Origin of the sequence: Altererythrobacter aquiaggeris (assembly GCF_037154015.1) — a bacterium.
Classification (GTDB): domain Bacteria; phylum Pseudomonadota; class Alphaproteobacteria; order Sphingomonadales; family Sphingomonadaceae; genus Aestuarierythrobacter; species Aestuarierythrobacter aquiaggeris.
On record NZ_JBANRL010000001.1, the window covers coordinates 1,202,391 to 1,225,541 of the forward strand.

Consider the following 23,151-nt stretch of genomic DNA (forward strand, 5'->3'; position numbering starts at 1 on the left):
ACGCGCGCGCGACGCTGCGCTAGACGGGGCGTGCAATGCTGACCCGGCTGTCCATCCGCAACATCGTGCTGATCGAGGCGCTCGATCTCGACTTTTCGGGCGGATTGGGCGTGCTGACCGGCGAGACCGGAGCAGGCAAGTCGATCCTGCTCGATGCACTCGGCCTGGTGCTGGGAAACCGCGCAGAGACAGCTCTGGTTCGCGCGGAAGCCGATCAGGCCAGCGTCACCGCGACATTTGAATTTGGCACCATCCCGCGGCTTATCCGGCAGGCGCTGGATGAAGCCGATATCGAGGTCGAATCGGGCGAACCGCTGATCCTGCGCCGCCGCGTCAAGGCGGATGGCGGATCAAAGGCGTTCGTCAACGATCAGCCCGTCAGCGCCGCGTTGCTGCGTTCGCTCGCTCCCGCTCTGGTGGAATTGCACGGCCAGCACGATGATCGCGGGCTGGTCAACCCCAAGGGTCACCGTTTGCTGCTCGATCGCTATGCCGGTGCCGATCTGGAAAAGGTCGAGACCGCGTGGACCGCCTGGCGCTCGGCCCAGGATGCATTGGCGGCCGCACGCGCAGATATAGCACAAGCGAAAGATGATCAGGATTTGCTGATCGCGCATCTGGCCGAATTGACCACGCTCGCACCCGAACAGGGCGAGGAGGGGGTGCTCGCCCTGTCGCGCGCCGCAATGCAAAAGGGCGAGAAACTGTCAGCTGATCTGGAGGAACTGCGCCATTTCTGGGACGGGTCCGATTCCGCTACCGCGCAGCTGCGTTCTGCGGCCCGCCGGCTTGACCGGATCGCGGGCGAACATCCGCTGCTCAAGGAAGCACTCGACGCGCTGGACCGCGCGGTGATCGAAGCGGGCGAGGCGGAAGACAAGCTGGCCGCAGCGGGCGAAGCCATGCTGCACCATCCGCAAGAACTCGACCGGATGGAAACGCGCTTGTTCGAATTGCGCGCCTTGGCCCGCAAACACCGCTGCGAAGCGGACGAACTGCCCGCCAGAATGCGCGAAATGCGCGCTGCCCTCGACGCAATCGAGGGCGGCGAGGCCAATATCGGCAAACTGGAAAAGACCGCCGAGACCACGCATCAGATTTACCGCGCGCAGGCTAAGGCTTTGCATGCCGATCGGATCGCGGCAGCGATGAGGCTGGACGAGGCGGTCGCCGCCGAACTCGCCCCGCTGAAACTGGATGCGGCGCGGTTCAAAACCGCCGTGGCCGATCTGCCCGAAGACCGCTGGGGCCCGCATGGGATGGACAACGTCGAATATCTTATTTCCACCAATCCCGGTGCAGACTTTGCACCGCTGGGCAAGATTGCCAGCGGCGGCGAGTTGTCGCGCTTCATTCTCGCGCTGAAGGTCGCCTTGGCCGAACAAGGCGGGGCGGCCACGGTGATATTCGACGAAATCGACCGAGGGGTAGGCGGTGCGGTTGCCAGCGCGATCGGCGAACGCCTCGCAAGGCTGGCAAATGGCGGACAGCTGCTTGCCGTAACGCACAGCCCGCAGGTCGCCGCACGCGGACAGGTGCATTACATGATTGCGAAATCGTCCGAGGGGACGGTTACGAAAACCTCGGTTGCGTTGCTCGATGAAGCGGGACGGCAGGAAGAGATTGCGCGGATGCTGTCAGGCGCGGAGATTACGAGCGAGGCCAGGGCGCAGGCGGATCGTTTGCTGGAGGGTGTGTGAAGGTAAGTCACCACCCCCCGACCCCCTCCTTTAAAGAGGAGGGGGAGAAGAACAGCAAAGCCCCATCCCCTTCAGAGGAGGGGGTTGGGGGTGGTGGCGGGTCAAGAAAGACCATGCTCGCGCGCGCCGCAGCAATGCGTAACAATCCTGCCGAACCGGAACGTCGCTTATGGATGGCGCTGCATAATAGCCGATTGTCAGGATACACATTTCGCCGGCAATCCATCGCTGGATACAGGATTATCGACTTTTGCCGTCCATCTCGAAGGCGGGGTATAGAGGTTGACGGCAACACGCATGACCGCGCTGCAGATAACGCAAAAGATCGCAGTTTTACGATCGCGACAAGCTTTGCCATTATTCGCTTTACGAATGAGGAAGTGATGCGGAATATGAACGGCGTGATATCAGCGCTTGAAATCTCGCTTAAGGCACAGCCCGTGCGGTGGAATTCGCAAGCCAATGACTGAAATCACCGAAGCCGAAGCCGCCAACGAGCTTATGCGGCTTGCGCGGCAGATTGCGCTGCATAATCGGCTCTACCATGCAGAGGATTCGCCGGAAGTTTCGGACGCTGAATATGATGCGCTGGTGCGCCGTAACACCGAGTTGGAAGACGCGTTTCCGCATCTGGTCCGCGATGATAGCCCCAGCACAGTCGTCGGGCACCAGATCGCCGCTTCACCGCTGTCCAAAGTGCAGCATGAAGTACGGATGATGAGCCTCGACAACGCTTTCTCTGACGAAGAAGTCGCCGAGTTTGTCACCCGCGTGCGCCGCTTCCTGAACTTGCCCGATGACGAGCCGGTTGCGATGACTGCAGAGGACAAGATCGACGGTCTGTCCTGTTCGCTGCGTTACGAGAACGGCAGGCTGGTTCGCGCGGCCACACGCGGGGACGGGCAGGTGGGCGAAGACGTTACGCCCAATGTGGCGCATATCGCGGACATCCCGCAAATGCTGCGCGGCAATGCGCCCGCCGTGTTCGAGGTCCGCGGCGAGGTCTATATGGAAAAACAGGCGTTTACCGCGCTTAATGCTGCGCAGCAAAAGGCTGGCGGAAAACTGTTTGCCAACCCCCGGAATGCTGCAGCAGGATCGCTGCGGCAAAAGGATGCCAGCGTGACGGCAAAACGGCCGCTGCGGTTCTGGGCGCATGGCTGGGGCGCAGCTTCGGACATTCCCGGTGCCACGCAGATGGAGGTAATCCGGCAATTGAAAGCATGGGGATTGCCCGTCTCGCCCGCGCTCGAGCTGTGTGAAACGACCGAAGAATTGCTGCAGCATTACCGCAGCATTGCGTCTGGCCGTGATGCACTGGATTACGAAATCGACGGCGTTGTTTACAAGGTTGACCGGCTCGATTGGCAGCAGCGGCTTGGCTTTGTGGCCAAGGCGCCGCGCTGGGCGATGGCGCATAAATTTCCCGCAGAACGCGCCGAGACTACGCTTGAAAATATCGACATTCAGGTTGGCCGCACTGGCAAACTGACTCCGGTCGGCAGGCTTGCTCCGGTGCTGGTTGGCGGGGTCACCGTGACCAATGTGACCTTGCATAACCGCGACGAGATCGAACGGCTTGGCGTGCGTCCGGGCGACCGGATTGTGGTGCAGCGGGCGGGCGATGTTATTCCGCAAGTTGTCGAGAATTTGAGCCGTGAAGACAAGCGCCCGCCGTTTGCCTTCCCGGACCGCTGCCCCCAGTGCGACAGCGAGGCTGTTGCGGAAGAAGGCGAAGTCGATGTGCGCTGCACGGGCGGGTTGATCTGTCCCGCGCAGCGGACCGAACGCCTCAAGCATTTTGTCAGTCGCGGCGCGCTGGATATCGAGGGGCTGGGCGAGAAAACCATCGACCAGTTTTTCGGACTGGGCTGGCTTGAAAGTCCTGCCGATATCTTCCGTTTGAAAGATCGCCGCGACGACATTCTGGCGCTGGAAGGCTGGAAGGAAAAATCGGTCGATAATTTGCTTGCGGCAATCGAGGCCAAGCGGCAGCCCGATGCGGCGCGTTTGCTGTTCGGACTTGGCATCAGGCACGTGGGGGCGGTGACTGCGCGCGATTTGCTCAAGCGTTTCGAAACCTTGCCGCGAATGCGCGAGTTGGCGGAAAAGGCGCATACCGGCGACGCGGAAGCCTTGACCGAGATCAGCGATATCGACGGTGTCGGCCCTGCCGTGGTCGAGGCGCTTGGTGATTTCTTTCACGAACCGCACAACCGCGCCGTGTGGGACGATTTGCTGAACCGCGTCGAACCGCCTGCCTACATAATCGAAACGCGGCAAAGTCCGGTCACCGGTAAAACGGTGGTGTTCACCGGCAAGCTGGAAACCATGAGCCGCGACGAGGCCAAGGCGCAGGCAGAAAGGCTGGGCGCCAAGGCAGCAGGCAGCGTGAGCGCCAAGACCGATCTGCTGGTCGCAGGGCCGGGCGCGGGATCGAAACTGAAAAAGGCCGCCGAACTGGGCATCGAAGTCATGGACGAAGCCGCCTGGGCCGCAATCGTGGCTGCGTGCTTTACACCTAAGTAACCATGTTGTCCTAATGCCGGACAGGATGGCGAACGAGGAATGCTTTTCATGGGGATATTGACGAAGCTGGAGCAATTGGGCGACCGGGCCAGGCGCTTGGCTGCGGGTTCCACACTTCGCGGCGAAAACTACTATTGCCCGATTTGCAACAAACATTCATCCCGGTTTCTCGACTTCGGTATACCGCCCCGACGCGAGGTCCAATGCCCACATTGCGGCTCGCTCGAACGGCACCGTCTGTTGTGGCTATTCCTCGAGCAGAGGACGGACATATTTACGCGCTGCGGCGGCAACATGCTGCATATCGCACCAGAACAGTGCTTGCGCGAACACTTCACCAACCAATTTGATGGCAATTATATAACGGCCGATTTCATGGCGCCCGATGTCGATGTAAAAATGGATATTCAAAATATCGATTTTCCCGACGAGAGCTTTGATATCATTTATTGCAGCCATGTTCTTGAACATGTCGACGATGATCGCAAAGCCATGCGCGAATTCTGCCGGGTGCTTAAGGCGGATGGTTGGGCGATATTGCTCGTGCCGATTACCGCGCAGTCTACTTATGAAGATAAATCGATCACCAGTCCGGAAGAACGCCTGAAGCATTTCGGACAAATAGATCACGTCCGCCGGTATGGACCGGATTATATCGACCGCCTGCGTGAAGCCGGATTCACCGTCACTGAAACGCGGCCCAGCGATCTTGCCGACGCGGCATTTGCTGGCAAGGCCCGGCTTGCCGACGGCAGCTCGATTTTTATGTGCCGCAAGGTTCCCGTTACCGCCTAATCCTTTGGTTCGGGTTGCTGCTTGGGTTCCGCGGCAGATTGATGGACAATCCCGAACGGCAGTTTTGCCCAAGCGCGTTCGTGGAAAAAGTACAGAATCAGTTTTGTAAACACTTCAAGCCCGCCGATAGAGATTGCGGTGGCGATGTTGCCGGTAAAAAACCACGCCAGAAACATCGTATCGAGCGATGCAATCGTGCGCCAGGTTGCGGTCTTTGTGGACGAGCGCGCTACGGTTTCCTTGCGCTTTCCTCCGACAACCGAAGTTCCCCATGAAAGCCACACCCAAAAGCGTTCGTGCAGGAAATAAAACACCATCTTCGTCGCGACCTCGGTGATCGCGATGTAGCTTGCGGCTTGGAGAGCCTCACCCTCGGAATTTTGCATCCCGAGCAGCGGGCCGAGATAGGTAATCAGGAGGTAGGACAGGATTAACGTGTCGATCGTCCCGACGACGCGCCATGACACTGCCTTCGCTACCGAGCGGGAAGCCTTGATGCGAGGCGGGTTTACGGGATCGAGTTTGGGGTCTTCGGGGCCGAATATCGGCTTTTCAGGGGCATCACGCATAGCGGACCCCGTGGGCCTAACTGGCAGCCTTGTCGAGCGTTGCAGTCGTTTGCACGGCTTTTGGCACCCATTTCATCACGCCGCCCGCCAGCGGGGTCCACCAGCCGGTTTTGATCCCTGCGGCGGCGAGCGTGTCGCTGGTCCATTGATTACAGGTGTTGGTGGCGGTGTAGTGGCCCGGTGCATCGTAGAACACATCCTGCGCGTAATAGCCGGGATATTTCTGCCGCGCCGCCGGTGCGACGACGGCTTGCCCGATTTGCGCCACCAGTTTGCGGTATTCATCGGGTGTGATGGTAAGCGGGCGCAGATCGCTCGCCGGGGCGGGGCGGATGTAATGCGCGACATGCAGCAAACCCTCGCCGCCGATGCCGACAATGCGCGCGGCGGTGACAGGCGAAAGATCGCTCCATGTCGGGGTATTGAGGAACACTTCCTTTTCGCCCCAACTGATCGACACGTGGGTGTATGCGCCCGAGGGTGCTGCGATATCCTCTGCCGGAAAGTCGCCTCGCCAGTCCTTGATGCCATTCACCAGCGGCAGGATCAATGCGGTGTGAACGCCGTTGCTTTCGACCATGATCTCGATGCCATTCCCGGCTTCCTCCCAACCGGCATTGCGCGGAACCGATGAACCGATCCAGGCAGACAGCAGAAATAGCGCAGCGGCCGCCGCGAAGGCAGCGGCGACCCATTTTAAGGCGCGGATTAGACCTTGAAGCGCTTGCGCAGCCACAATATCGACCAGTCGCCATTTACAAGCCGCGCGGCAAGGCGGAACCCGGCACGGCGATACGCGCGGCGCACCGCCGGTTCCTGCTCGGTCAGCAAACCGGCAAGCAGGATATGGCCGCCGGCAATAACGGCCTTGCCGAATTCGGGGGCCATTTCGACCAGCGGCCCTGCCAGTATGTTCGCGATCAGCAAATCATAGGGACCGCGCACTTCCAGCACCGGATCGACCATGCCGTCGGCAGTTACCATCAGCAAAGCGCCATTGCCCGTGCCGATGGGCACATGGTTGGTTTTGGCATTCACGGCGACCACATCCTCGCACACCGGATCGATATCGCTCGCGGTGGCGACTGCGCAGGGCCACAAGTGCATCGCGGCAAAGGACAGCAAACCTGTCCCGGTGCCGATATCGACATGATTGCGGATTACGGCGCCTTGCCGTTTCATCAAATCGAGCATCGCGAGACAACCGGCGGTTGTTTCGTGCTGGCCGGTCCCGAATGCCTGACTGGCAGGTATTACGAAGTCGGCTAGTGTCCGGTCCGCATGACACTTGTGATCGGGGGTGCGAACATAAAACCGTCCGGCCCTGATTGGATCGACACCCTGCTGGCTGGCGGTCACCCAATCGGCCTGCGCCAGTTTCTGAACGGTAAGTTTGGGCGCGACGCCGCCGAACAGCCTGATCAACGCGTTTTGGTCGGCGGCCCCGGGCTTATGCGAATAATACGCTTCAAACACCCAGTTATCGGGCTGGTTGGGTTCGACTTCAAACCCTGTGATGACAACTTCGGGATCGAAGTCCTCATCCAGTTCATGCATAATCAGAGCGTCCTGAATAACCGGTTTTCTGGCGTAAGCGGTTATCTTCCAGCTATCGGACATAGCTGGCTCCATTGGCGTCGAGAACCGCGCCGGTCATGCTGCCAGGTGCATCGAGCGCGCAGAATACGGCCATCGTGGCAATTTCGTCAGGCGTGGCAACGCGGCCAAGCGGAATGTCGGCAAGCAACCCGTCGCCGCCGCGCGTTGCCAGATAATCGCCCGCCATGGCAGTATCGACGAAACCCGGGGCGATGGCATAGCTCAGCACGCCGCGCGAAGCATAGGCACGCGCGATTGTCTTGTGCATTGCCAGCATCCCGCCTTTCGCGGCAGCATAATGCCAATGGCCGGGCGAATCGCCGCGGTGGCCGGCGCGGCTGGCAATATGCACCAGTCGCCCGGCATGGGACCCGTCCAGCCAGTGATTGATCGCCAACCGCGAAAGCTGCGCGGCTGCGGTCAGATTGACCCGCAGGGTTTCCTCCCATCCGTCCAGCCAGGCAATATCCGAAACATCCAATGCTGTTTCGGCAAACAATCCGGCATTGTTGATGACCGCATCGATCCGGCCGGAAGCGCGATCAAGTGCTTCGTCCCATAGCATGGCGGGGGCCAACGGATCGGACAGATCCGCGCCGATGGTCGCTGCATCATGCGCTTTGCTGCCGTGGCCGATCACCTTGATGCCGCGTGCCTCCAACTGGCTGCGGATGGCAGCGCCGATGCCTCTGCTGCTGCCGGTAACAAGGATAGTTTTCTGGATCATAAACCGGCGATAGGCGTTCAAATATCGCAGGCCAAGCCGCAGCAACACCAAATTCGTCTCTTGCGCGCTCTTGCCCCGCACAACACTTTCGTTAAGGACGCTGCCAAACCTGCGTTTCTATTTTGGAGCACCGATGGCCGACCGTCCACTTTCACCCCATTTGCAAATCTGGAAATGGGGCCCGCATATGCTGACCTCGATCCTGCACCGCGTGACGGGGAATGCGTTGGCGTTTGCCGCGCTGCCGCTGCTGCTGTGGTGGCTAGGGTCGATGGCGTCGGGCGAGGGGGCGTATAATGACTTTATCGAACTGGCGACTTCTCCCTTCGGGTATTTCGTTCTGGCCGGTATCAGCTGGTCGTTCTTCAACCACCTGGTATCGGGGCTGCGCCATTTCGTTATGGATATCGGCGCGGGATATGAACTCGACACAAACAAGATGTGGTCCATCGCCTCGCCGGTTCTGGGCATTTTGCTCACCGCCGGTTTCTGGGCGCTGGCGCTGCTGGCTTAGGATTTAGACATGGGAAACGGAACATCGATCGGCCGGGTACGCGGTCTTGGTTCGGCTAACGAAGGCGCGCACCACTGGTTGATCCAGCGGTTTACCGCCATCGGCAATCTGGTGCTGGCGATCTGGTTTGTCGCATCGCTGCTGCTGATGTCCGACCTGTCATACGCCTCGGTCACCAAATGGTTCGCCTCGCCCGTTACGGCCACGGCCATGGCGCTGCTGGTGATCTCGACATTCTGGCATGCGCGGCTGGGGGTGCAGGTTCTGATGGAAGATTACATCAAGGCTTCGGCCAACAAATTCGCGCTACTCACCTTGCTGAACTTTGCCGCGCTTGGCGGCGCGGCGTTCGGCCTGTTCTGCATTTTCCGTCTTGCGCTTGGAGGCGCCTGAAATGGCTACTGCCGCTAACACTTCCGGTTCTACTGCCGCACCTGCTTACAAGATTATCGACCATGTTTACGATGTGGTTGTCGTGGGTGCGGGCGGTTCCGGCCTGCGCGCCACAATGGGCGCTGCCGAAAGCGGCCTGCGCACGGCCTGTATTTCCAAAGTATTCCCGACCCGCAGCCATACGGTTGCAGCGCAGGGCGGCATCGCTGCCTCGCTGGGTAACAACACGCCCGATCACTGGTCCTGGCATATGTATGACACGGTCAAGGGTTCTGACTGGCTGGGCGATCAGGACGCGATCGAATATCTTGTGCGCGAGGCGCCGCAAGCGGTGTACGAGCTGGAACACGCGGGTGTTCCCTTCAGCCGGAATGATGACGGCACGATTTACCAGCGGCCGTTTGGCGGCCATATGCAGAATTTGGGCAAGGGACCTCCCGTCCAGCGCACCTGTGCCGCTGCCGACCGTACCGGCCACGCCATGCTGCACGCGCTGTATCAGCAGAGCCTGAAATACGATGCGGATTTCTTCATCGAGTATTTCGCGCTCGACCTGATCATGAAAGACGGGAAATGCATTGGCGTGATCGCGCTGTGCATGGATGACGGATCGATCCACCGTTTCCGTTCGCATTCGGTCGTGCTGGCAACCGGCGGTTATGGCCGCTGCTATTTTACCGCGACATCCGCGCATACGTGCACGGGTGACGGCGGGGGAATGGTGCTGCGCGCCGGATTGCCGTTGCAGGATATGGAATTCGTCCAGTTCCACCCGACCGGCATCTACGGCGCGGGTGTGCTGATCACCGAGGGTGCGCGCGGCGAAGGCGGTTATCTGACCAACTCCGAAGGCGAACGTTTCATGGAACGCTATGCCCCTTCGGCCAAGGATCTGGCATCGCGCGATGTGGTGTCGCAATCGATGGCGACTGAAATGCGCGAAGGCCGCGGTGTCGGGCCGGAAGGTGATCATCTTTACCTTCATCTCGACCATATTGCGCCAGAAGTTCTGGCCGACCGGCTGCCCGGCATTACCGAAAGCGGCAAGATATTTGCGGGCGTCGATCTGACGCGCCAGCCGCTGCCTGTGACCCCGACGGTCCATTACAATATGGGCGGTATTCCGTGTAACTACCACGGCGAAGTGGTGACCATCGGCAAAGATGGCGATCCCGATACGGTTGTGCCGGGTCTGTTCGCTGTAGGCGAAGCGGCCTGCGTTTCGGTCCACGGCGCAAACCGTCTTGGCTCCAACTCGCTGATCGATCTGGTGGTGTTTGGCCGCGCGACCGGCCACCGTCTGGCCGAATTGATCAAGCCGGGCACTGCCAAGGAAGAATTGCCCGCTGACAGCAGCGATCTCGCGCTGGGCCGTCTCGACCGCTTCCGTCACGCCGATGGCGGTTCCCCGACGGCACGCATTCGCAATGATATGCAAAAGACGATGCAGAAACACGCTGCCGTTTTCCGCAATGATGCTTTGCTGGCCGAAGGTCTGGAAAAGATGGCCGCGGTCAACAAGCAGCTTGAAGATGTCCATGTTTCCGACCGTTCGCTGATCTGGAATTCCGACCTGATCGAAACGCTGGAGCTCGACAATCTGATGTCGCAGGCGAGCGTCACGATGGCATCGGCTGCCAACCGCAAGGAATGCCGCGGCGCGCACGTGAACGAGGATTATCTGGACGACAAGACCAACGGCCGCAACGATGACGAATGGATGAAGCACACCGTCGCCTGGTTTGACGGCTGGGGCGGCAAGGGCGGCGAGATGAAAATCGATTACCGCCCGGTCCACGAATATACGCTGACCGACGACATCGAATATATCGAACCGAAAAAACGGACTTATTAACCTGACAGTTTGACGATTGATTAAATGGGCCGGGGCGGATTGCGCCGGCCCTCCGTATGTCTGCTGACGACCCCATTGCGGACTGACAGGGAAAAGTCGATATAGTTCTATGCCTCGCATCCTGACACTGCTTCTTTCGCTCGGTTTGCTTTCAGCCTGCGCGACGAAAGGGCAAGCTAGCGTAAGTGCGGATGGCAGCTCGGACGCACTTTTCGAGACTGATGCAAGTGCTTTCACTGCAATAGCTGAATTGGGGGGTGCGTGGCGCTTGAGCCCTACTCTCCTTGACAGGCCTCAACCACAGCTCCCGACCTTCATGCCATACAGGTACGACGAAGCGCGGGCCGTTTTCTTGCACAAGAACGAGCACGGGGACCTGAACCGAATTGTTCTCAGCGACCTTGGTTGCTGGCAAGAAGACAGAGAACAGGCATTGCGGGTCATTGTGCGAATATCGGGAGCGCCTCCCGAGGCGCTTCGCATTCTAAACTTTGCAGCTGCGATCGTTTTTGACCATGACGTGAAAATTCAGACCGTTCAAGTTGCCTCGCACCGTCAAATCGTGTTCCAGAGAAGCAATAGGAACAGTCGATGTGGGATAGAAATCGTGAGAACGGTCACCACACCAATCTTTTGACGTATGGTAAGCGGAGTTTGGCGGCCTACTATGTGGCAGCTTTCCACCCCATAAGCGGACATGCTAATTCTCGTCCAAAACCCGCCGTGCTTTCAAGATAACCACCGGATCGCCCAGCATCTGGCCTTTCAACCAGCCTTCGCCTTTTTCGGGATCGGTCGGGGCGGCGTGGATGGCTTCGATTATATCCATACCATCAATGACATAGCCGAACGCGGCGTAGCCTTCTTGCCAGTTGGGATCGGAGTCCTCGGGATTAGCGTCCATTCCCGGCGCATCCTGCAACATGACCGAAAAATCACCCGTTGCCGTGCCCGGATCGTTGCGCGCCATGGACAAGGCGCCGCGCAGATGGAGCACGCCCGTGTCGGTGGTTCGCTCATGCGCAATCGGGGGCAGGGTGCGCTCGGGATCATATTGCGTGCCCGCCTGCACCAGCCCGTTTGGCTGATCACCCCAATCGAGCTGCATCGCGCGGTAGAACACGGTGCCGTCAAACCTGCCCTCATCGACATAGCGCAGGAAGTTTGCGGCGCTTATCGGCGCGCGCTCAGTTTCAAGCGAAACGGCGATGTCACCAAATTCGGTTTCGAGCACCACCAGAACAGTGCCCGGTTCGGCAGCGACAGGTTCTGCGGCCGCTTGCGCGTGCGCGGCGGGGCTCAGGGCGAGGGCCATTACGGCGAGCAAATATCCTATCATGCCGTATTCTTGCGCCAATTTCGCGAGGCTTTCCAGTGTGCAGTTTTCATTCATCCGGGCTTCAGGTTTACAACTGTAATCGTACGCTTACAGATGTAATCACAAGGCTGGTATACTTGGCGGGAGGCGACAATGCCCGATAGTGCGAATGGGGCTGCGAAGGCGGAGCGAATAAGCGAAGCCGAATATGCGGTGATGGAAACGCTGTGGAAACGCAGCCCGCTGACCGCGGCTGAAGTTTGCGCTGATGTCTGCACCGATCGCAGCTGGTCGCTCGCCACGGTGAAAACATTGCTGTCGCGTCTGGTGACCAAACAAGCCATCACGACCAAGCCTGAAGGAAGGCGGTTTTTATATAGTCCGGTGCTTCGGCGGACGGATTATATCGGCGGCGAATCGCGCCGTCTGGTTGACCGGCTGTTTGGTGGCCGCGCCGCGCCTTTGTTTGCACATCTGGTTGAACAGGAAGCACTGACCGAAGCCGATCTCAGCGAAATCGAAAGCCTGCTCAAGGAGCTCAGGAAGTGAGCGCCGGGCTGAGCCAGTGGCTGCTTGATACTGCGCTGTGGACGGGCATTATCATTGCCTTTGTCCTGCTTGTTCGCAGACCCGTTTCACACCTGTTCGGGGCCAGCGCGGCCTATGCCCTTTGGGCACTGCCGTTTCTGCGGCTGATCCTGCCGCCGATCACCTTGCCCGCTGCGATGGCACCGGCAAGCGAAGCTGCATCCGTCACCGTTAGCTCCATATCCGCGAGTCACTCAGGCAATGTGGCCGGCAGTGTGGCCGGCAACATGGCCCCCTATGTGGCCGGCAACATGGCCCCCTATGCTGACCACGCCGCCGCCATTCCCCAAGCAATCCCTTTTGATTGGACGGGCACAATCCTGTCTGTCTGGTTGGCGGCGGCTTGTGCATTTCTTGCCTGGCGCATCGTCCAGTACCGGAAAATGCGCGGCGAACTGCTCCATGATGCAATTCCGGTGGGCGAAACAGGCGATATTCGATTGGTCGAAACACCGAAGGTGGCTGCGCCTGTTGCATTCGGGTTGTTCGACCGCATTATCGCACTACCGCCCGAATTCATGCATCTGCGCGATCGTAAAGCGCGTGATCTGGCGCTGGCACACGAAGTGGCGCATCACCGCGGCGGCGATATTCTGGCAAATTTCCTGGCCCAACTGGTGCTGGCGCTGCATTGGTTCAACCCGCTTGCATGGCTGGGATGGCGCGCGATGCGCCGCGATCAGGAGGCTGCCTGCGATGCCCGCGTGATGGCCGGACGCTCTGCAGAAGAACGCGCCCGTTACGGGCAGGTAATCGCCAGTTTTGCCGCTGGCCACCATCTTGCACTGGCAGCGCCGATGGCCTGTCCCGTGCTTGGCGAAAAATCGATCATCCACCGTCTAAGGAGCTTGAACATGAATAACTTGTCTCGCCGCCGCCGTATCGCCAGCCGTCTGTTGATGGGCTCCGCTGCGCTGGCACTGCCGCTGACAGCCTCGGTCAGTTACGCCGAAGCGCCCGCAACCATCGCCGCTCCGGCCGCAACGATCGCCGCTCCGATCGCCGCTCCGGCCCGGCCGGATGCGCCGCCCGCGCCACCCGTGTCTGCTTTGCAGGACGGGCCGCAGGTCGAGGCGGAAATCGAGATCGAACCCGGTACGGACGATGCGGGTCCGGGCAGGACATGGGTGATTGAAGATGAGGATGTCGGCGAGGACGGTGGCGAAACCGGGGAAGTCCGCAAAATTCGCAAAGCCTATGTTATTCGCGGTGGCGAACGGCTGAGCGATGAGGACATGGAAGAAGTCATGGCGGATGTGCGCGAGTCCATGGAGGATGCGCGCGAAGCGATGGGGCACGTGCGCAAGTCCATGGAAAAGGCCGATGGCGCGCGGGCCAAAGCCGAAATCCACCGCAAGCTGGCAGTAGTCAAATTGAACCGCGCCGATGGTGCAATCACGACTGTCAGGAAAAACTGCACGAACAGCGGCAGCACCGCCCACACATCGCACGACGGAGAAAAGGTCACGGTGGTCTGCAGCACCGAAGTCGGCCCGCAAGCACTGACCGGGCTGCGCGCAGCACGAAACTCGCTCGCGAAAGATACGAAATTGGACAAGGAAACGCGCGATCAGATCGTTGCCGAACTTGACCGCGAGATTGCCAAAATGTCCAAAGAAGACTGACGGCAACAAGCCGGTATATTCCGGTGACTGACCATGGGAGGGGCGTCTGCCCCTCTCTTTTTGCCCCTCTCTTTTTTGCCCCTCTCCCTTTGCCCCCCTCTCCTTTTGCCGCTACATTTTGGGGCGGGACACGGGTTCACCCGCTATTCATTCGTCGCTAGTATTGCACGGTTCATCTCTTCAGATGAGGGAATCCGATGCACCAACGCACTCCGGGGATAAAGCTGGTTTTTGCCATTCTGATTGCGGCGGCGCTCAGCGTCCCCTTGCTGGTGGTGTACGGTCTGGTCAGCGACCGCGAGGCCCAGTCGCGCATCGCACAAAGCGCCATCGTGGCGGGCTGGGGCGGGCCGCAGACAGTGTCCGGCCCCGTCATAGCCATCCCGTACCGCGAACAGAACGAACAGATAAGCATCGTCGATGGCAAGTCGGTCACGCGGACGGCAACGGTCCGCAGCGAATTGTTTCTGTCGCCAGCCAGCCAGACAATGCGCGCGGAGCTGGAACCCGACACCAAAAAGAAATCGATTTACGAGACGGTGATCTACACAGCCGATCTGTCCGGCCGCGCAAACTTTGTCTTGCCTGAAGATTTCGAACAGTTCGGGGTGCAGCGCGATCAACTGATTCTGGATGAGGCTGAACTGCGGTTCGGCATATCCGATCCGCGCGGTTTGCAAAGCGCCGCCAATGTGACGAGTGGAGGCAGTAAAATGGCACTGCTACCGGGCAAGGGTGTTGCCGCCAGCAATGGTTCGGGATTCTTCGGACAGCTTGATTGGGACGGCGAACGCGCGCTGGATATTGTCTGGAGTTATGATCTGCAAGGCAGCCGCTCGCTCGGGCTGGTTCCGCGCGGCGGGCAAACCAAAATCGATATTGCATCACCCTGGGCGCACCCGAATTTCGGCGGCAGCTTCCTGCCGCCTGATCCGGCCATCAGCGATAGCGGGTTCGAAGCAAGCTATGACATTTCCAATTTGGCGCTGGGGCAAGCACTGGTCATGACGCATGACCCGGGACCGCCCATGTTCTCGGGCAGCGATGTGATGGTCGAAGAAGCCATGATAGAGGGCGCCGCGCGTCCCGGTATCAGCATGGTTGCCTCTGTCGGATTGACCGATCCGGTTGATCTTTACAGCCGCATAGACCGGTCGGTGAAATACGGCTTCCTGTTCATCGGCTTTACCTTTCTGACCTATCTGATGTTCGATATCGTCGCAGGCGCGCGTGTGGCAGCGGCAGAATATCTGCTGACGGGTACCGGGCTGGTGCTGTTTTTCGTCATGTTGCTCGCATTTGCCGAGGTTATCGGTTTTGCGCTCGCCTATCTTGTCGCAAGTGCGGCGATCATCGGCCTGCTGACCGCTTACAGCGCGGCAGTGCTGGGCAGTTGGCTGAGGGCGAGAGTCATCGGCGGGATGCTTGCGGGGCTTTATGCGCTGCTTTACGTTCTGCTGAGCCTGGAAGCGTGGTCGCTGATGATCGGTTCGCTGCTTTTGTTCGCTGCGCTTGCCGCGGTCATGTACGCCACGCGCCGGATCGACTGGTCTGATATAGGCCAGTCACCCGAAGGCTACGCCGAAGCCGTATAACCCGCGTTCACCGATGGGGCGGCCCGTCCGGCAGGACAGGGCCGCCATCCGGTTCAGCGCATCTGCACGTAACGGTCGCAAACCGTATCATCGGCTGCCTGGATACCGTCGCGCAATGCCTGCATCCGCTGCGCGCTGCTGCCATGCGTGAAACTTTCGGGATTGGCGCGGCCACCCGTCAGCGTGTCATCACCGATGGCATTGGCGGCGCGCATGCCTTCCTCGATGTCGCCGCGCTCGATCAGGTTGCGGTTCAGGCCTGCCCACACGCCGGCATAGCAGTCAGCCTGCAATTCCATGCGGACCTGCAACTGGTTGGCCGCACGCGGATTTTGCTGCTGCGCGCTGCGGATCTGGCCCGCGACACCGGTCAGCTTCTGGATATGGTGGCCATATTCGTGCGCCATCACATAGACGCGCGCGAAATCACCACCGGCACCCATCTGCTGTTCCATTTGCTGGAAGAAGGCGGTGTCGATGTAGATACCCTCATCACCGGGGCAATAAAACGGGCCCATTGCGCTTTGCGCGCTTCCGCAGCCGGAGTTCGTGCCGCCTGTGTAATAGGTCAACAGCGGATCCCGGAATGTTATGCCGGCTTGCTGGAAAAGCGGTGCCCAGGTGGTGTTGAGCGAATCCAGAGCTGCACAACCCTCGGCAGCGTAGGCATTCTGCGTACAGATGTCGGTTTCGCTTTGCGAGCCGGCGACGGGCCCGCCGCTTTGCTGCTGGCTTTGTTCGATGGTGCCGAGCATTTGCGCCGGATCAACCCCGAATATCAGCGCGGCCAGAATCGCGATTACGATACTTCCGCAACCCAGTTTACCACCGCCGCCACCGGGGAAACCACCGCCTCCGCCCTGCCGCACACGGATATTACTGGTGTTGAATGGGTTGAGACGCATAGAATTCCTCCCTTTCGGCGCAGACTGTGACTACTGGACAGCGGCCGGTGTTACGGCAAAAGCCGTTTGTTGTTGTTACAGCTAACTAATTCGCAGGAGATTGCAAATGTTCCTCAAGGGCAAGCGGGCACTCATCACCGGGTCAACATCGGGTATCGGACTGGCCATGGCGCGCGCGCTGTTTGCCGAGGGTGCAGAAGTCGCTTTGAACGGATTTGGCGACGCCGGTGAAATCGCCGCGCTGTGCAGCGAACTATCAGCCCGGCATTTTGCCGCCGATCTCACCGATGCCGCCGCCATTGCGGATATGATGGCGCAAGCCGGGCCGGTGGATATTCTGATCAACAATGCCGGAATGCAGCACGTCGCGCCGGTTGAAGATTTTCCGCCCGAAAAATGGGATCAGGTGATCGCGCTCAACCTGACAGCGCCGTTTCACACCACCCGCCATGCAGTGCCGCATATGAAAAAAACCGGATGGGGCAGGTTGATCAACACCGCCAGCGCACATTCGCTGACCGCATCGCCGTTCAAAAGTGCCTATAACGCCACCAAACACGGGCTGGTCGGGTTTACGAAAACTGTGGCGCTGGAATTGGCGCAAACGGGCGTTACAGCCAATTGCATCAGCCCGGGATATGTCTGGACCACGCTGATCGAAAACCAGATCCCCGATACGATGAAGGCGCGCGGGCTGACCCGCGAACAAGTTATCAACGATGTTCTTTTGGCCAAACAACCGACCAAGCGGTTCGTCCAGCCGCACGAGGTTGCCGCTTTTGCGCTGTTCCTCTGCCGCGAGGAAGCCGGTAACATAACCGGCTCCAATCACAGCATCGATGGCGGGTGGACCGCGGAATAAAGCGTCCACACCCTCTATTATCTGTCACACACCGCGTTTACATGGTCCGCCACGAATCAATCGACGAATGCGAAAGTGGCAGTCATGCAAATCCCAATCGGTCTGACCTTCGACGACGTGCTGCTGCGCCCCGCCGAGAGCGACATTCTGCCAAGCATGGCGAACACCCAGACCAAGCTGACGCGTGATATCAATCTGAACATTCCTGTGCTGTCGGCGGCAATGGATACAGTCACCGAAAGCGACATGGCCATTTTGATGGCCCAGCTGGGCGGGATCGGTGTCCTCCACCGCAATCTGGAAATTGACGAGCAGGCCGCTGCGGTTCGCATGGTGAAGCGGTTCGAAAGCGGGATGGTCGTCAATCCGATTACCATCGCGCCGGACGCCACGCTGGGCGAAGCCATAGCGTTAATGACCAGGAACAAGATCAGCGGCATCCCCGTGGTCGAGCCTAAAAGCGGCAAGCTGGTCGGGATCGTCACAAACCGCGACGTGCGCTTCGCGGAAAATCCTGCGCAAATGGTCAGCGAACTGATGACCAGCGACGATATTGTCACTGTCGGCCTTGGTGTCAGTCAGGAAGAAGCGCGCCGCGAGCTGCACCGTCACCGGATCGAAAAACTGCTGGTTGTGGATGACCAGTACCGCTGCGTCGGACTGATCACGGTCAAGGACATCGAAAAAGCGGTCAATTACCCTCACGCGACGAAGGATGGCACGGGCCGGCTGCGCGTCGCGGCGGCGACCACGGTGGGGGACAAGGGCTTTGCCCGCACCGAGGCGCTGATCGATGCCGAATGCGATGTCATTATTATCGACACGGCTCATGGTCACAACAAGGAAGTCGCGCGCGCGGTGGAACGGGCCAAGAAACTGGCGGGCAACGTCCAGATCATCGCCGGTAACGTCGCCACTGCCGAAGCAACCCGGTCTTTGATCGATGCCGGTGCAGACGGGGTGAAAGTCGGGATCGGTCCCGGATCGATCTGCACTACGCGGATTGTTGCGGGTGTGGGCGTCCCGCAGCTGACCGCGATTATGGAAAGCGCCGAAGAAGCCGCCAAATCGGGCATCCCGATTATCGCCGATGGCGGGCTGCGGACATCGGGTGATGCCGCCAAAGCGCTGGCTGCGGGGGCCAGCACGATCATGATCGGGTCGATGCTGGCGGGCACCGAAGAAGCGCCGGGCGAGACATTCCTGTACCAGGGGCGCCGCTACAAAAGCTACCGCGGTATGGGCAGCGTCGGCGCGATGGCGCGCGGCAGCGCCGACCGCTATTTCCAGCAGGACGTGTCGGACCAGATGAAACTGGTGCCCGAAGGGATCGAAGGGCAGGTACCGTTCAAGGGCACCGCCAAGGATGTCGTCCACCAGCTGGTTGGCGGGGTGAAGGCGGCGATGGGTTACACCGGCTCTGCCACGATTGCCGATCTGCAAAAGCGCGCGCAATTCGTCCAGATCACCAATTCGGGTCTGAGCGAAAGCCATGTGCATGACGTCGCGATCACCCGCGAAGCCCCGAATTACCCCACGCGATGAGGCCATCTGCCCGCGTTCAGGCGGCAATCGAGCTGCTGGATTCCATCATCGCTGCTGCGCGCAGCGGTGGATCGCCGGCTGACCGGCTGATTGCCGATTATTTCAAGCTGCGCCGTTATGCCGGATCGAAAGACCGCCGCGCGGTGCGAGAGATGGTTTATTCCGCGATCCGTGCGTGTGGTCCGGTGCCCGAATCCGGCCGCGCTGCGATGCTTCGCCTTGCCGAACTGGACGATACCATTCTGCCGTTGTTCGACGGGGACGGACATGGCCCTGCACCAGTGGGGGCTGCCGAGATTGCAGCTGTTGGCGGTATCGCGCCCGATTGGCTCGAGCAGGCTCTGGCGAAGTCGGATATCGCGGGCGACGAAGCTGCCGCTTTGCTTGAGCGCGCACCGCTCGATATTCGGGTCAACACCTTGAAATCCGCGCGCCATCTGATCGATTTGCCCGAGGCCGGGGAGCATCTGGCAGCGCCCAACGGCCTGCGTTTCCCGTCCGGCACCAATGTCGAACAATGGGACGCGTGGAAACAGGGGCAGATCGAAGTGCAGGACGGCGGCAGCCAGCTTGCATGCGGTGCGGTCGCCGCGCGTCCGGGTGAGGCAATCGTCGATTTGTGCGCGGGGGCCGGGGGCAAAACCATCGGACTGGCTGCGGCGATGGAGAATAAGGGCTGGCTGGTTGCGGCGGATATCGACCGCGGGCGGCTGTCGAAACTGGAGCCGCGCGCACGGCGATCCGGCACGGCCATAATCGAACCGATCCTGCTTGATCCGGGCAGGGAACTGGAACGGTTGGCGGATTACCGCGGCAAGGCTGATGCTGTGCTGGTCGATGCGCCATGTTCGGGCACGGGAACCTGGCGGCGAAACCCCGAAGCGCGTTGGCGCCTGGGCGACCAGCGGTTTGAAAAGCTGCTCGAATCGCAGGCACGCCTGCTGGGTATCGCTGCGCAGCTGGTTCGCCCCGGCGGCAGATTGATCTATGTGACGTGTTCCCTGCTGGACGAGGAAGGTGCCGACCAGATCGATGCATTCCTGCGCGCCAATGACCGGTGGAGCGCGGCCCCCCTCGATCTTCCCGCAGGCCGCCCTCGCGGTAAGGGCACGCGCCTCACACCGATGCATGACGGCACTGACGGATTTTTCATCGCGCAGCTCACTTCAGCGTGATAACCTTGTGATCTATGGCAACCGCCACACATAACGGCCGATCCAGCGCCAAGGACATAATTATGCGTTTCGCTCCTGCAGCCGCCGCTCTCTCGCTCATGTTTGCCGTCACCGCCAGCGTCGGCCAGAGTGCCCAGCTGGTTGCCGATCCGCGTGCCGCCGCGCTGGTTGCCGAAGGCCGCGGCGCGCTTGCCGCCGGCGATACACAGCGTGCAGTGGACGCATTCGAGGCAGCCCTGGCGGCCGATCCGGCGTATACGCCGATTTTCATCGATCTGGCAGAAGCGGCCCGGCGCGAAGGATTGCCCGGCAAAGCCATCGCACTGTACCGCGAGGCTTTGGAACGCGATCCGGATAATCTGGTTGCGATGGCCGGTGTCGGAAGGGCGATGCTGGAAAAAGGCGCGGTGGAAAAAGCGCGCGCGACGCTGGCCAAACTGGAAAGTGTGTGCGGTTCGAACTGCGCCGAAACCCGCCAGTTGGCAGCAGCGATCGCGCAGGCACCGCAGCCGCGAACTCTGGCCGCAGAAAGCGTGATGCCCGAACCTGTCGTCACCCAGAATTGAAGGCCGCGTTGATATGATCACCTTGCATCACCTTGAATATTCACAGTCTTTCCGCATTCTGTGGCTGCTCGAAGAACTGGGCGCGAAATATGAACTGAAGCTCTATAATCGCGATCCGCAATCCAATCTGGCTCCGGCAGAATATAAAAAGATCTCGCCGCTGGGCACTGCGCCGGTAATCACCGACGGCGATCTGGCGCTGGCGGAAAGCAACGCGATCATCGACTATATACTGGACCAGCATCCGGGTAGCCCGCTCAGGCCTGCCGCCGATAGCCCGCACCGCGCGCGGCATTTGTTCTGGTTTCATGCCTCGCAGGGTTCGCTGATGGCCAATGGCGGAATTGAAATGATCATGCGGGTGCTTGAAAGCCGCAGCCCTTGGCCGATCAGCAAATTGCTGGGCGCGGTGTTTGGGCAGGCGCGCAAGGCATTTACCGGCCCGCGCAATGCCGCGCTGATTGCAAAGATCGAAAGCGATCTGGGCACCGCACCGTGGTTTGGCGGCGATCAGGTGACAGCGGCGGACATCACGATGAGTTATCCGATGGAAGCGTTGCGCGACCGCGGCGGGCTGGATGCGGCGCATCCCAATGCGATGGCCTGGTTCGGCCGTGTCGAAGCGCTGCCGTCCTACAAATCAGCGCGCAAGATCGATGACCGCCCGACTGTCGCCTTCGCGATTTAATCCGGGGGTCAGACCAGCGCGCTGAATTCTTCGACAACGGAACGGTAAACACGCTTCTTGAACGGGACTATCAAATCCTCCAGCGCGCTGGTTTCGACCCATTTGAACGCGCAGAATTCAGCCGGATCATGCGCCGCCAGATCGACCTGCGCATCATCACCGTTAAAGCGCATGAGGAACCACACCTGTTCCTGCCCGCGATATTGGCCTTTCCACAATTTGCCGACCAGTTCTTCGGGCAAATCATAGCGGATCGGCTGCGCGGTTCGCTGCAAAACCGTTACCATATCGGCGGTCACGCCGGTTTCTTCGGCCAGTTCGCGCAGCGCAGCCGCTTCCATATCTTCGCCCGTATCGACCCCGCCTTGCGGCATTTGCCAGAAGTCGCCCTCGCGGTTGTCGATCCGCTGCCCGACAAACGCGTGGCCGTTGCGGTTCACCAACATCACGCCCACGCAGGGGCGGTATTGGGTCGGTGTCATGAATATTTCTCCAGCATGGCCTTGGTCGCTGCGATAACCCGCACCGTGTCGTCCTGCGCACTTGGCAAGGCTTGCCGCAAATTCAAGAAGCTGTGGGTCATTCCCTCCATTTCCAGAAATTCGACATCGACGCCGTGTTCTTTCAGCGCAGCGGTATAATCGCGCCCTGAATCGCGGATCGGATCCAGGCTTGCGGTGGCAACAATTGTCGGCGGCGAGGCAGACAAATCGCCCAGGATCGGCAGCGTCCGGCTGTCGTTTTTATCGCCCGCATAAGCACGGTCGAAGAAATCTACCGCCAAAGCAGTCAGCACATATCCGTCGGCAAAATGCTTGATGCTTTCAGCGTCTGCGACATCGCTGGCCAGCGGATAGACCGCAACCTGCACCAGCACCGGCACATTGGCAGGCTGCGCGACAAGCGCCTGCGGGACAACAATTGCCAGATTGCCGCCCGCGCTGTCACCAAAGGTGATCAGGCCGGTGCAAGTGCTGCCGAGTTCAGCCGGGCTGGCGGCGACCCAGCGGGTGGCCGCTTCGGCATCATCGACCGCAGCGGGATAGGGATGTTCGGGCGCGAGCCGGTAATCCACCGCCACCACGGGCAGATCGAACTCCGCCGCCAGTTCGGTGCACAGATTGTGATGCGTTTCGAGATCGCCGATCACGAACCCGCCGCCATGGTAGAACATCACCACCGGACCGGCCTCGCGGGTTTCGCGTGCATCATAAATCCGTAGCGGTATTTCGCCCGCCGGGCCGGGGCATATCGCATCCCTGATCACAGCAAGGTCGCGGGCAGGGCGGTCAGCCATCGCGTGCAGCGCAGCATAAGCCATCCGTGCTTCTTCCAGCGACATTTCGGTAATTGCCGGCCCGTTCATCGCTGCAAGCGTGTCCAGAAACGCACGCACTTCATCGCGTATATAAGGTTCGTTTTCGGCCATGGATCACTCTCTCCTGCTATCTTGAAGCGAAGCCTAGGCCCCCCGCTTGCGCTTTTCCACTCGACATTTTGTGCCTAGGGGAGAAAAACTTGTTTGCGGGAGAGAGGCAAGGCCCATAGGCACCCTCGCAATATGTGATACAGCGCACCCTCACTTATTCCGGCATTTATCCCG

The 23,151-nt window shown here is 60.0% G+C and carries 23 protein-coding genes; 15 read left to right on the forward strand and 8 right to left on the reverse strand.

Annotated features, from left to right (window positions below; translation table 11 throughout):
• Window positions 1–35: 35 nt before the first annotated feature.
• From recN to WFP06_RS05885, 4 genes are all read left to right on the forward strand, one after another.
• Window positions 36–1,700 carry a DNA repair protein RecN gene (gene recN, locus WFP06_RS05870; RefSeq protein ID WP_336986289.1) on the forward strand — a complete coding sequence of 555 codons (1,665 nt, stop codon included), beginning with the start codon at window positions 36–38 and terminating at the stop codon, window positions 1,698–1,700.
• Between the two features lie 113 nt (window positions 1,701–1,813).
• Entirely contained in the window at window positions 1,814–2,170 is a 357-nt protein-coding gene (locus WFP06_RS05875) for an endonuclease domain-containing protein (protein ID WP_336986290.1), read from the forward strand.
• Complete coding sequence (gene ligA / locus WFP06_RS05880) at window positions 2,163–4,229, forward strand: NAD-dependent DNA ligase LigA (protein WP_336986291.1); 2,067 nt, start codon at window positions 2,163–2,165, stop codon at window positions 4,227–4,229. The genes WFP06_RS05875 and ligA overlap by 8 nt, the downstream gene beginning before the upstream one ends.
• A 48-nt stretch (window positions 4,230–4,277) precedes the next feature.
• A complete protein-coding gene (locus WFP06_RS05885; RefSeq protein WP_336986292.1) occupies window positions 4,278–5,024 on the forward strand; it encodes a class I SAM-dependent methyltransferase in 747 nt (248 codons plus the stop codon).
• On the opposite strand, the gene WFP06_RS05890 is transcribed toward WFP06_RS05885, so the two are convergent.
• The 4 genes from WFP06_RS05890 to WFP06_RS05905 are packed head-to-tail and all read right to left on the reverse strand — an operon-like array spanning window position 5,021 to window position 7,919.
• Window positions 5,021–5,593, reverse strand: a complete 573-nt coding sequence (locus WFP06_RS05890) for a DUF2061 domain-containing protein (protein ID WP_336986293.1) — start codon at window positions 5,591–5,593, stop codon at window positions 5,021–5,023. The genes WFP06_RS05885 and WFP06_RS05890 overlap by 4 nt on opposite strands.
• Window positions 5,594–5,609: 16 nt before the next feature.
• On the reverse strand, window positions 5,610–6,329 hold the full coding sequence (locus WFP06_RS05895) for a TIGR02117 family protein (RefSeq protein ID WP_336986294.1): 720 nt from the start codon (window positions 6,327–6,329) through the stop codon (window positions 5,610–5,612).
• Window positions 6,302–7,213: a 50S ribosomal protein L11 methyltransferase gene (locus WFP06_RS05900; protein WP_336986295.1), complete on the reverse strand. Its 912-nt coding sequence runs from the start codon at window positions 7,211–7,213 to the stop codon at window positions 6,302–6,304. The genes WFP06_RS05895 and WFP06_RS05900 overlap by 28 nt, the downstream gene beginning before the upstream one ends.
• Window positions 7,203–7,919, reverse strand: a complete 717-nt coding sequence (locus WFP06_RS05905; protein ID WP_336986296.1) for an SDR family NAD(P)-dependent oxidoreductase — start codon at window positions 7,917–7,919, stop codon at window positions 7,203–7,205. Before WFP06_RS05905 ends, WFP06_RS05900 begins: the two co-directional genes overlap by 11 nt.
• A 133-nt stretch (window positions 7,920–8,052) precedes the next feature.
• On the opposite strand from WFP06_RS05905, the gene sdhC reads away from it, so the two are divergent.
• Genes sdhC through sdhA form a run of 3 tightly spaced genes read left to right on the forward strand, consistent with a single transcriptional unit; the run spans window position 8,053 to window position 10,681 of the window.
• On the forward strand, window positions 8,053–8,433 hold the full coding sequence (gene sdhC, locus WFP06_RS05910) for a succinate dehydrogenase, cytochrome b556 subunit (protein WP_336986297.1): 381 nt from the start codon (window positions 8,053–8,055) through the stop codon (window positions 8,431–8,433).
• Between the two features lie 9 nt (window positions 8,434–8,442).
• Window positions 8,443–8,826, forward strand: coding sequence for a succinate dehydrogenase, hydrophobic membrane anchor protein (sdhD, locus tag WFP06_RS05915; protein WP_336986298.1), 384 nt, complete (start codon window positions 8,443–8,445; stop codon window positions 8,824–8,826).
• 1 nt (window position 8,827) lies between these two features.
• On the forward strand, window positions 8,828–10,681 hold the full coding sequence (gene sdhA, locus WFP06_RS05920; RefSeq protein ID WP_336986299.1) for a succinate dehydrogenase flavoprotein subunit: 1,854 nt from the start codon (window positions 8,828–8,830) through the stop codon (window positions 10,679–10,681).
• 700 nt (window positions 10,682–11,381) lie between these two features.
• On the opposite strand, the gene WFP06_RS05925 is transcribed toward sdhA, so the two are convergent.
• Window positions 11,382–12,074, reverse strand: coding sequence for a peptidylprolyl isomerase (locus tag WFP06_RS05925; RefSeq protein WP_336986300.1), 693 nt, complete (start codon window positions 12,072–12,074; stop codon window positions 11,382–11,384).
• Between the two features lie 78 nt (window positions 12,075–12,152).
• On the opposite strand from WFP06_RS05925, the gene WFP06_RS05930 reads away from it, so the two are divergent.
• From WFP06_RS05930 to creD, 3 genes are all read left to right on the forward strand, one after another.
• Window positions 12,153–12,548 (forward strand): BlaI/MecI/CopY family transcriptional regulator, encoded by a 396-nt coding sequence (locus WFP06_RS05930; RefSeq protein ID WP_336986301.1) that lies wholly within the window; start codon window positions 12,153–12,155, stop codon window positions 12,546–12,548.
• A complete protein-coding gene (locus WFP06_RS05935) occupies window positions 12,545–14,212 on the forward strand; it encodes a M56 family metallopeptidase (protein ID WP_336986302.1) in 1,668 nt (555 codons plus the stop codon). The genes WFP06_RS05930 and WFP06_RS05935 overlap by 4 nt, the downstream gene beginning before the upstream one ends.
• A 197-nt stretch (window positions 14,213–14,409) precedes the next feature.
• Window positions 14,410–15,807, forward strand: coding sequence for a cell envelope integrity protein CreD (gene creD, locus WFP06_RS05940; RefSeq protein ID WP_336986303.1), 1,398 nt, complete (start codon window positions 14,410–14,412; stop codon window positions 15,805–15,807).
• Window positions 15,808–15,860: 53 nt separating this feature from the next.
• Here creD and ypfJ read toward each other — a convergent pair whose 3' ends face one another.
• Window positions 15,861–16,712, reverse strand: a complete 852-nt coding sequence (ypfJ, locus tag WFP06_RS05945; RefSeq protein WP_336986304.1) for a KPN_02809 family neutral zinc metallopeptidase — start codon at window positions 16,710–16,712, stop codon at window positions 15,861–15,863.
• A 106-nt stretch (window positions 16,713–16,818) separates the two neighbouring features.
• Between ypfJ and WFP06_RS05950 the strand changes: the two genes are divergently transcribed.
• The 5 genes from WFP06_RS05950 (at window position 16,819) to WFP06_RS05970 (ending at window position 21,548) form a co-directional block, all read left to right on the forward strand.
• Window positions 16,819–17,574: a 3-hydroxybutyrate dehydrogenase gene (locus WFP06_RS05950; protein ID WP_336986305.1), complete on the forward strand. Its 756-nt coding sequence runs from the start codon at window positions 16,819–16,821 to the stop codon at window positions 17,572–17,574.
• Window positions 17,575–17,658: 84 nt separating this feature from the next.
• Window positions 17,659–19,119 (forward strand): IMP dehydrogenase, encoded by a 1,461-nt coding sequence (gene guaB, locus WFP06_RS05955; RefSeq protein ID WP_336986306.1) that lies wholly within the window; start codon window positions 17,659–17,661, stop codon window positions 19,117–19,119.
• Window positions 19,116–20,294 carry an RsmB/NOP family class I SAM-dependent RNA methyltransferase gene (locus WFP06_RS05960; RefSeq protein WP_336986307.1) on the forward strand — a complete coding sequence of 393 codons (1,179 nt, stop codon included), beginning with the start codon at window positions 19,116–19,118 and terminating at the stop codon, window positions 20,292–20,294. Before guaB ends, WFP06_RS05960 begins: the two co-directional genes overlap by 4 nt.
• 62 nt (window positions 20,295–20,356) lie before the next feature.
• Entirely contained in the window at window positions 20,357–20,860 is a 504-nt protein-coding gene (locus WFP06_RS05965) for a tetratricopeptide repeat protein (protein WP_336986308.1), read from the forward strand.
• A gap of 13 nt (window positions 20,861–20,873) precedes the next feature.
• Window positions 20,874–21,548: a glutathione S-transferase family protein gene (locus WFP06_RS05970; protein ID WP_336986309.1), complete on the forward strand. Its 675-nt coding sequence runs from the start codon at window positions 20,874–20,876 to the stop codon at window positions 21,546–21,548.
• Between the two features lie 8 nt (window positions 21,549–21,556).
• On the opposite strand, the gene WFP06_RS05975 is transcribed toward WFP06_RS05970, so the two are convergent.
• Window positions 21,557–22,030 carry an RNA pyrophosphohydrolase gene (locus tag WFP06_RS05975; protein WP_336986310.1) on the reverse strand — a complete coding sequence of 158 codons (474 nt, stop codon included), beginning with the start codon at window positions 22,028–22,030 and terminating at the stop codon, window positions 21,557–21,559.
• Entirely contained in the window at window positions 22,027–22,977 is a 951-nt protein-coding gene (locus WFP06_RS05980; protein WP_336986311.1) for an alpha/beta hydrolase, read from the reverse strand. The genes WFP06_RS05975 and WFP06_RS05980 overlap by 4 nt, the downstream gene beginning before the upstream one ends.
• Window positions 22,978–23,151: the final 174 nt, after the last annotated feature.

What these genes read in the sequence shown, in the direction of transcription:
- WFP06_RS05980 (WP_336986311.1), bottom strand. Translation starts at nt 22,977, where the DNA reads ATGGCCGAAAACGAACCTTATATACGCGATGAAGTGCGTGCGTTTCTG.
- recN (WP_336986289.1), top strand. Translation starts at nt 36, where the DNA reads ATGCTGACCCGGCTGTCCATCCGCAACATCGTGCTGATCGAGGCGCTC.
- sdhA (WP_336986299.1), top strand. Translation starts at nt 8,828, where the DNA reads ATGGCTACTGCCGCTAACACTTCCGGTTCTACTGCCGCACCTGCTTAC.
- WFP06_RS05905 (WP_336986296.1), bottom strand. Translation starts at nt 7,919, where the DNA reads ATGATCCAGAAAACTATCCTTGTTACCGGCAGCAGCAGAGGCATCGGC.
- WFP06_RS05960 (WP_336986307.1), top strand. Translation starts at nt 19,116, where the DNA reads ATGAGGCCATCTGCCCGCGTTCAGGCGGCAATCGAGCTGCTGGATTCC.
- WFP06_RS05885 (WP_336986292.1), top strand. Translation starts at nt 4,278, where the DNA reads ATGGGGATATTGACGAAGCTGGAGCAATTGGGCGACCGGGCCAGGCGC.
- WFP06_RS05970 (WP_336986309.1), top strand. Translation starts at nt 20,874, where the DNA reads ATGATCACCTTGCATCACCTTGAATATTCACAGTCTTTCCGCATTCTG.
- WFP06_RS05930 (WP_336986301.1), top strand. Translation starts at nt 12,153, where the DNA reads ATGCCCGATAGTGCGAATGGGGCTGCGAAGGCGGAGCGAATAAGCGAA.
- WFP06_RS05890 (WP_336986293.1), bottom strand. Translation starts at nt 5,593, where the DNA reads ATGCGTGATGCCCCTGAAAAGCCGATATTCGGCCCCGAAGACCCCAAA.
- ypfJ (WP_336986304.1), bottom strand. Translation starts at nt 16,712, where the DNA reads ATGCGTCTCAACCCATTCAACACCAGTAATATCCGTGTGCGGCAGGGC.
- sdhC (WP_336986297.1), top strand. Translation starts at nt 8,053, where the DNA reads ATGGCCGACCGTCCACTTTCACCCCATTTGCAAATCTGGAAATGGGGC.
- creD (WP_336986303.1), top strand. Translation starts at nt 14,410, where the DNA reads ATGCACCAACGCACTCCGGGGATAAAGCTGGTTTTTGCCATTCTGATT.
- WFP06_RS05950 (WP_336986305.1), top strand. Translation starts at nt 16,819, where the DNA reads ATGTTCCTCAAGGGCAAGCGGGCACTCATCACCGGGTCAACATCGGGT.
- sdhD (WP_336986298.1), top strand. Translation starts at nt 8,443, where the DNA reads ATGGGAAACGGAACATCGATCGGCCGGGTACGCGGTCTTGGTTCGGCT.
- WFP06_RS05900 (WP_336986295.1), bottom strand. Translation starts at nt 7,213, where the DNA reads ATGTCCGATAGCTGGAAGATAACCGCTTACGCCAGAAAACCGGTTATT.
- WFP06_RS05965 (WP_336986308.1), top strand. Translation starts at nt 20,357, where the DNA reads ATGCGTTTCGCTCCTGCAGCCGCCGCTCTCTCGCTCATGTTTGCCGTC.
- WFP06_RS05875 (WP_336986290.1), top strand. Translation starts at nt 1,814, where the DNA reads ATGCTCGCGCGCGCCGCAGCAATGCGTAACAATCCTGCCGAACCGGAA.
- WFP06_RS05925 (WP_336986300.1), bottom strand. Translation starts at nt 12,074, where the DNA reads ATGAATGAAAACTGCACACTGGAAAGCCTCGCGAAATTGGCGCAAGAA.
- ligA (WP_336986291.1), top strand. Translation starts at nt 2,163, where the DNA reads ATGACTGAAATCACCGAAGCCGAAGCCGCCAACGAGCTTATGCGGCTT.
- WFP06_RS05975 (WP_336986310.1), bottom strand. Translation starts at nt 22,030, where the DNA reads ATGACACCGACCCAATACCGCCCCTGCGTGGGCGTGATGTTGGTGAAC.
- guaB (WP_336986306.1), top strand. Translation starts at nt 17,659, where the DNA reads ATGCAAATCCCAATCGGTCTGACCTTCGACGACGTGCTGCTGCGCCCC.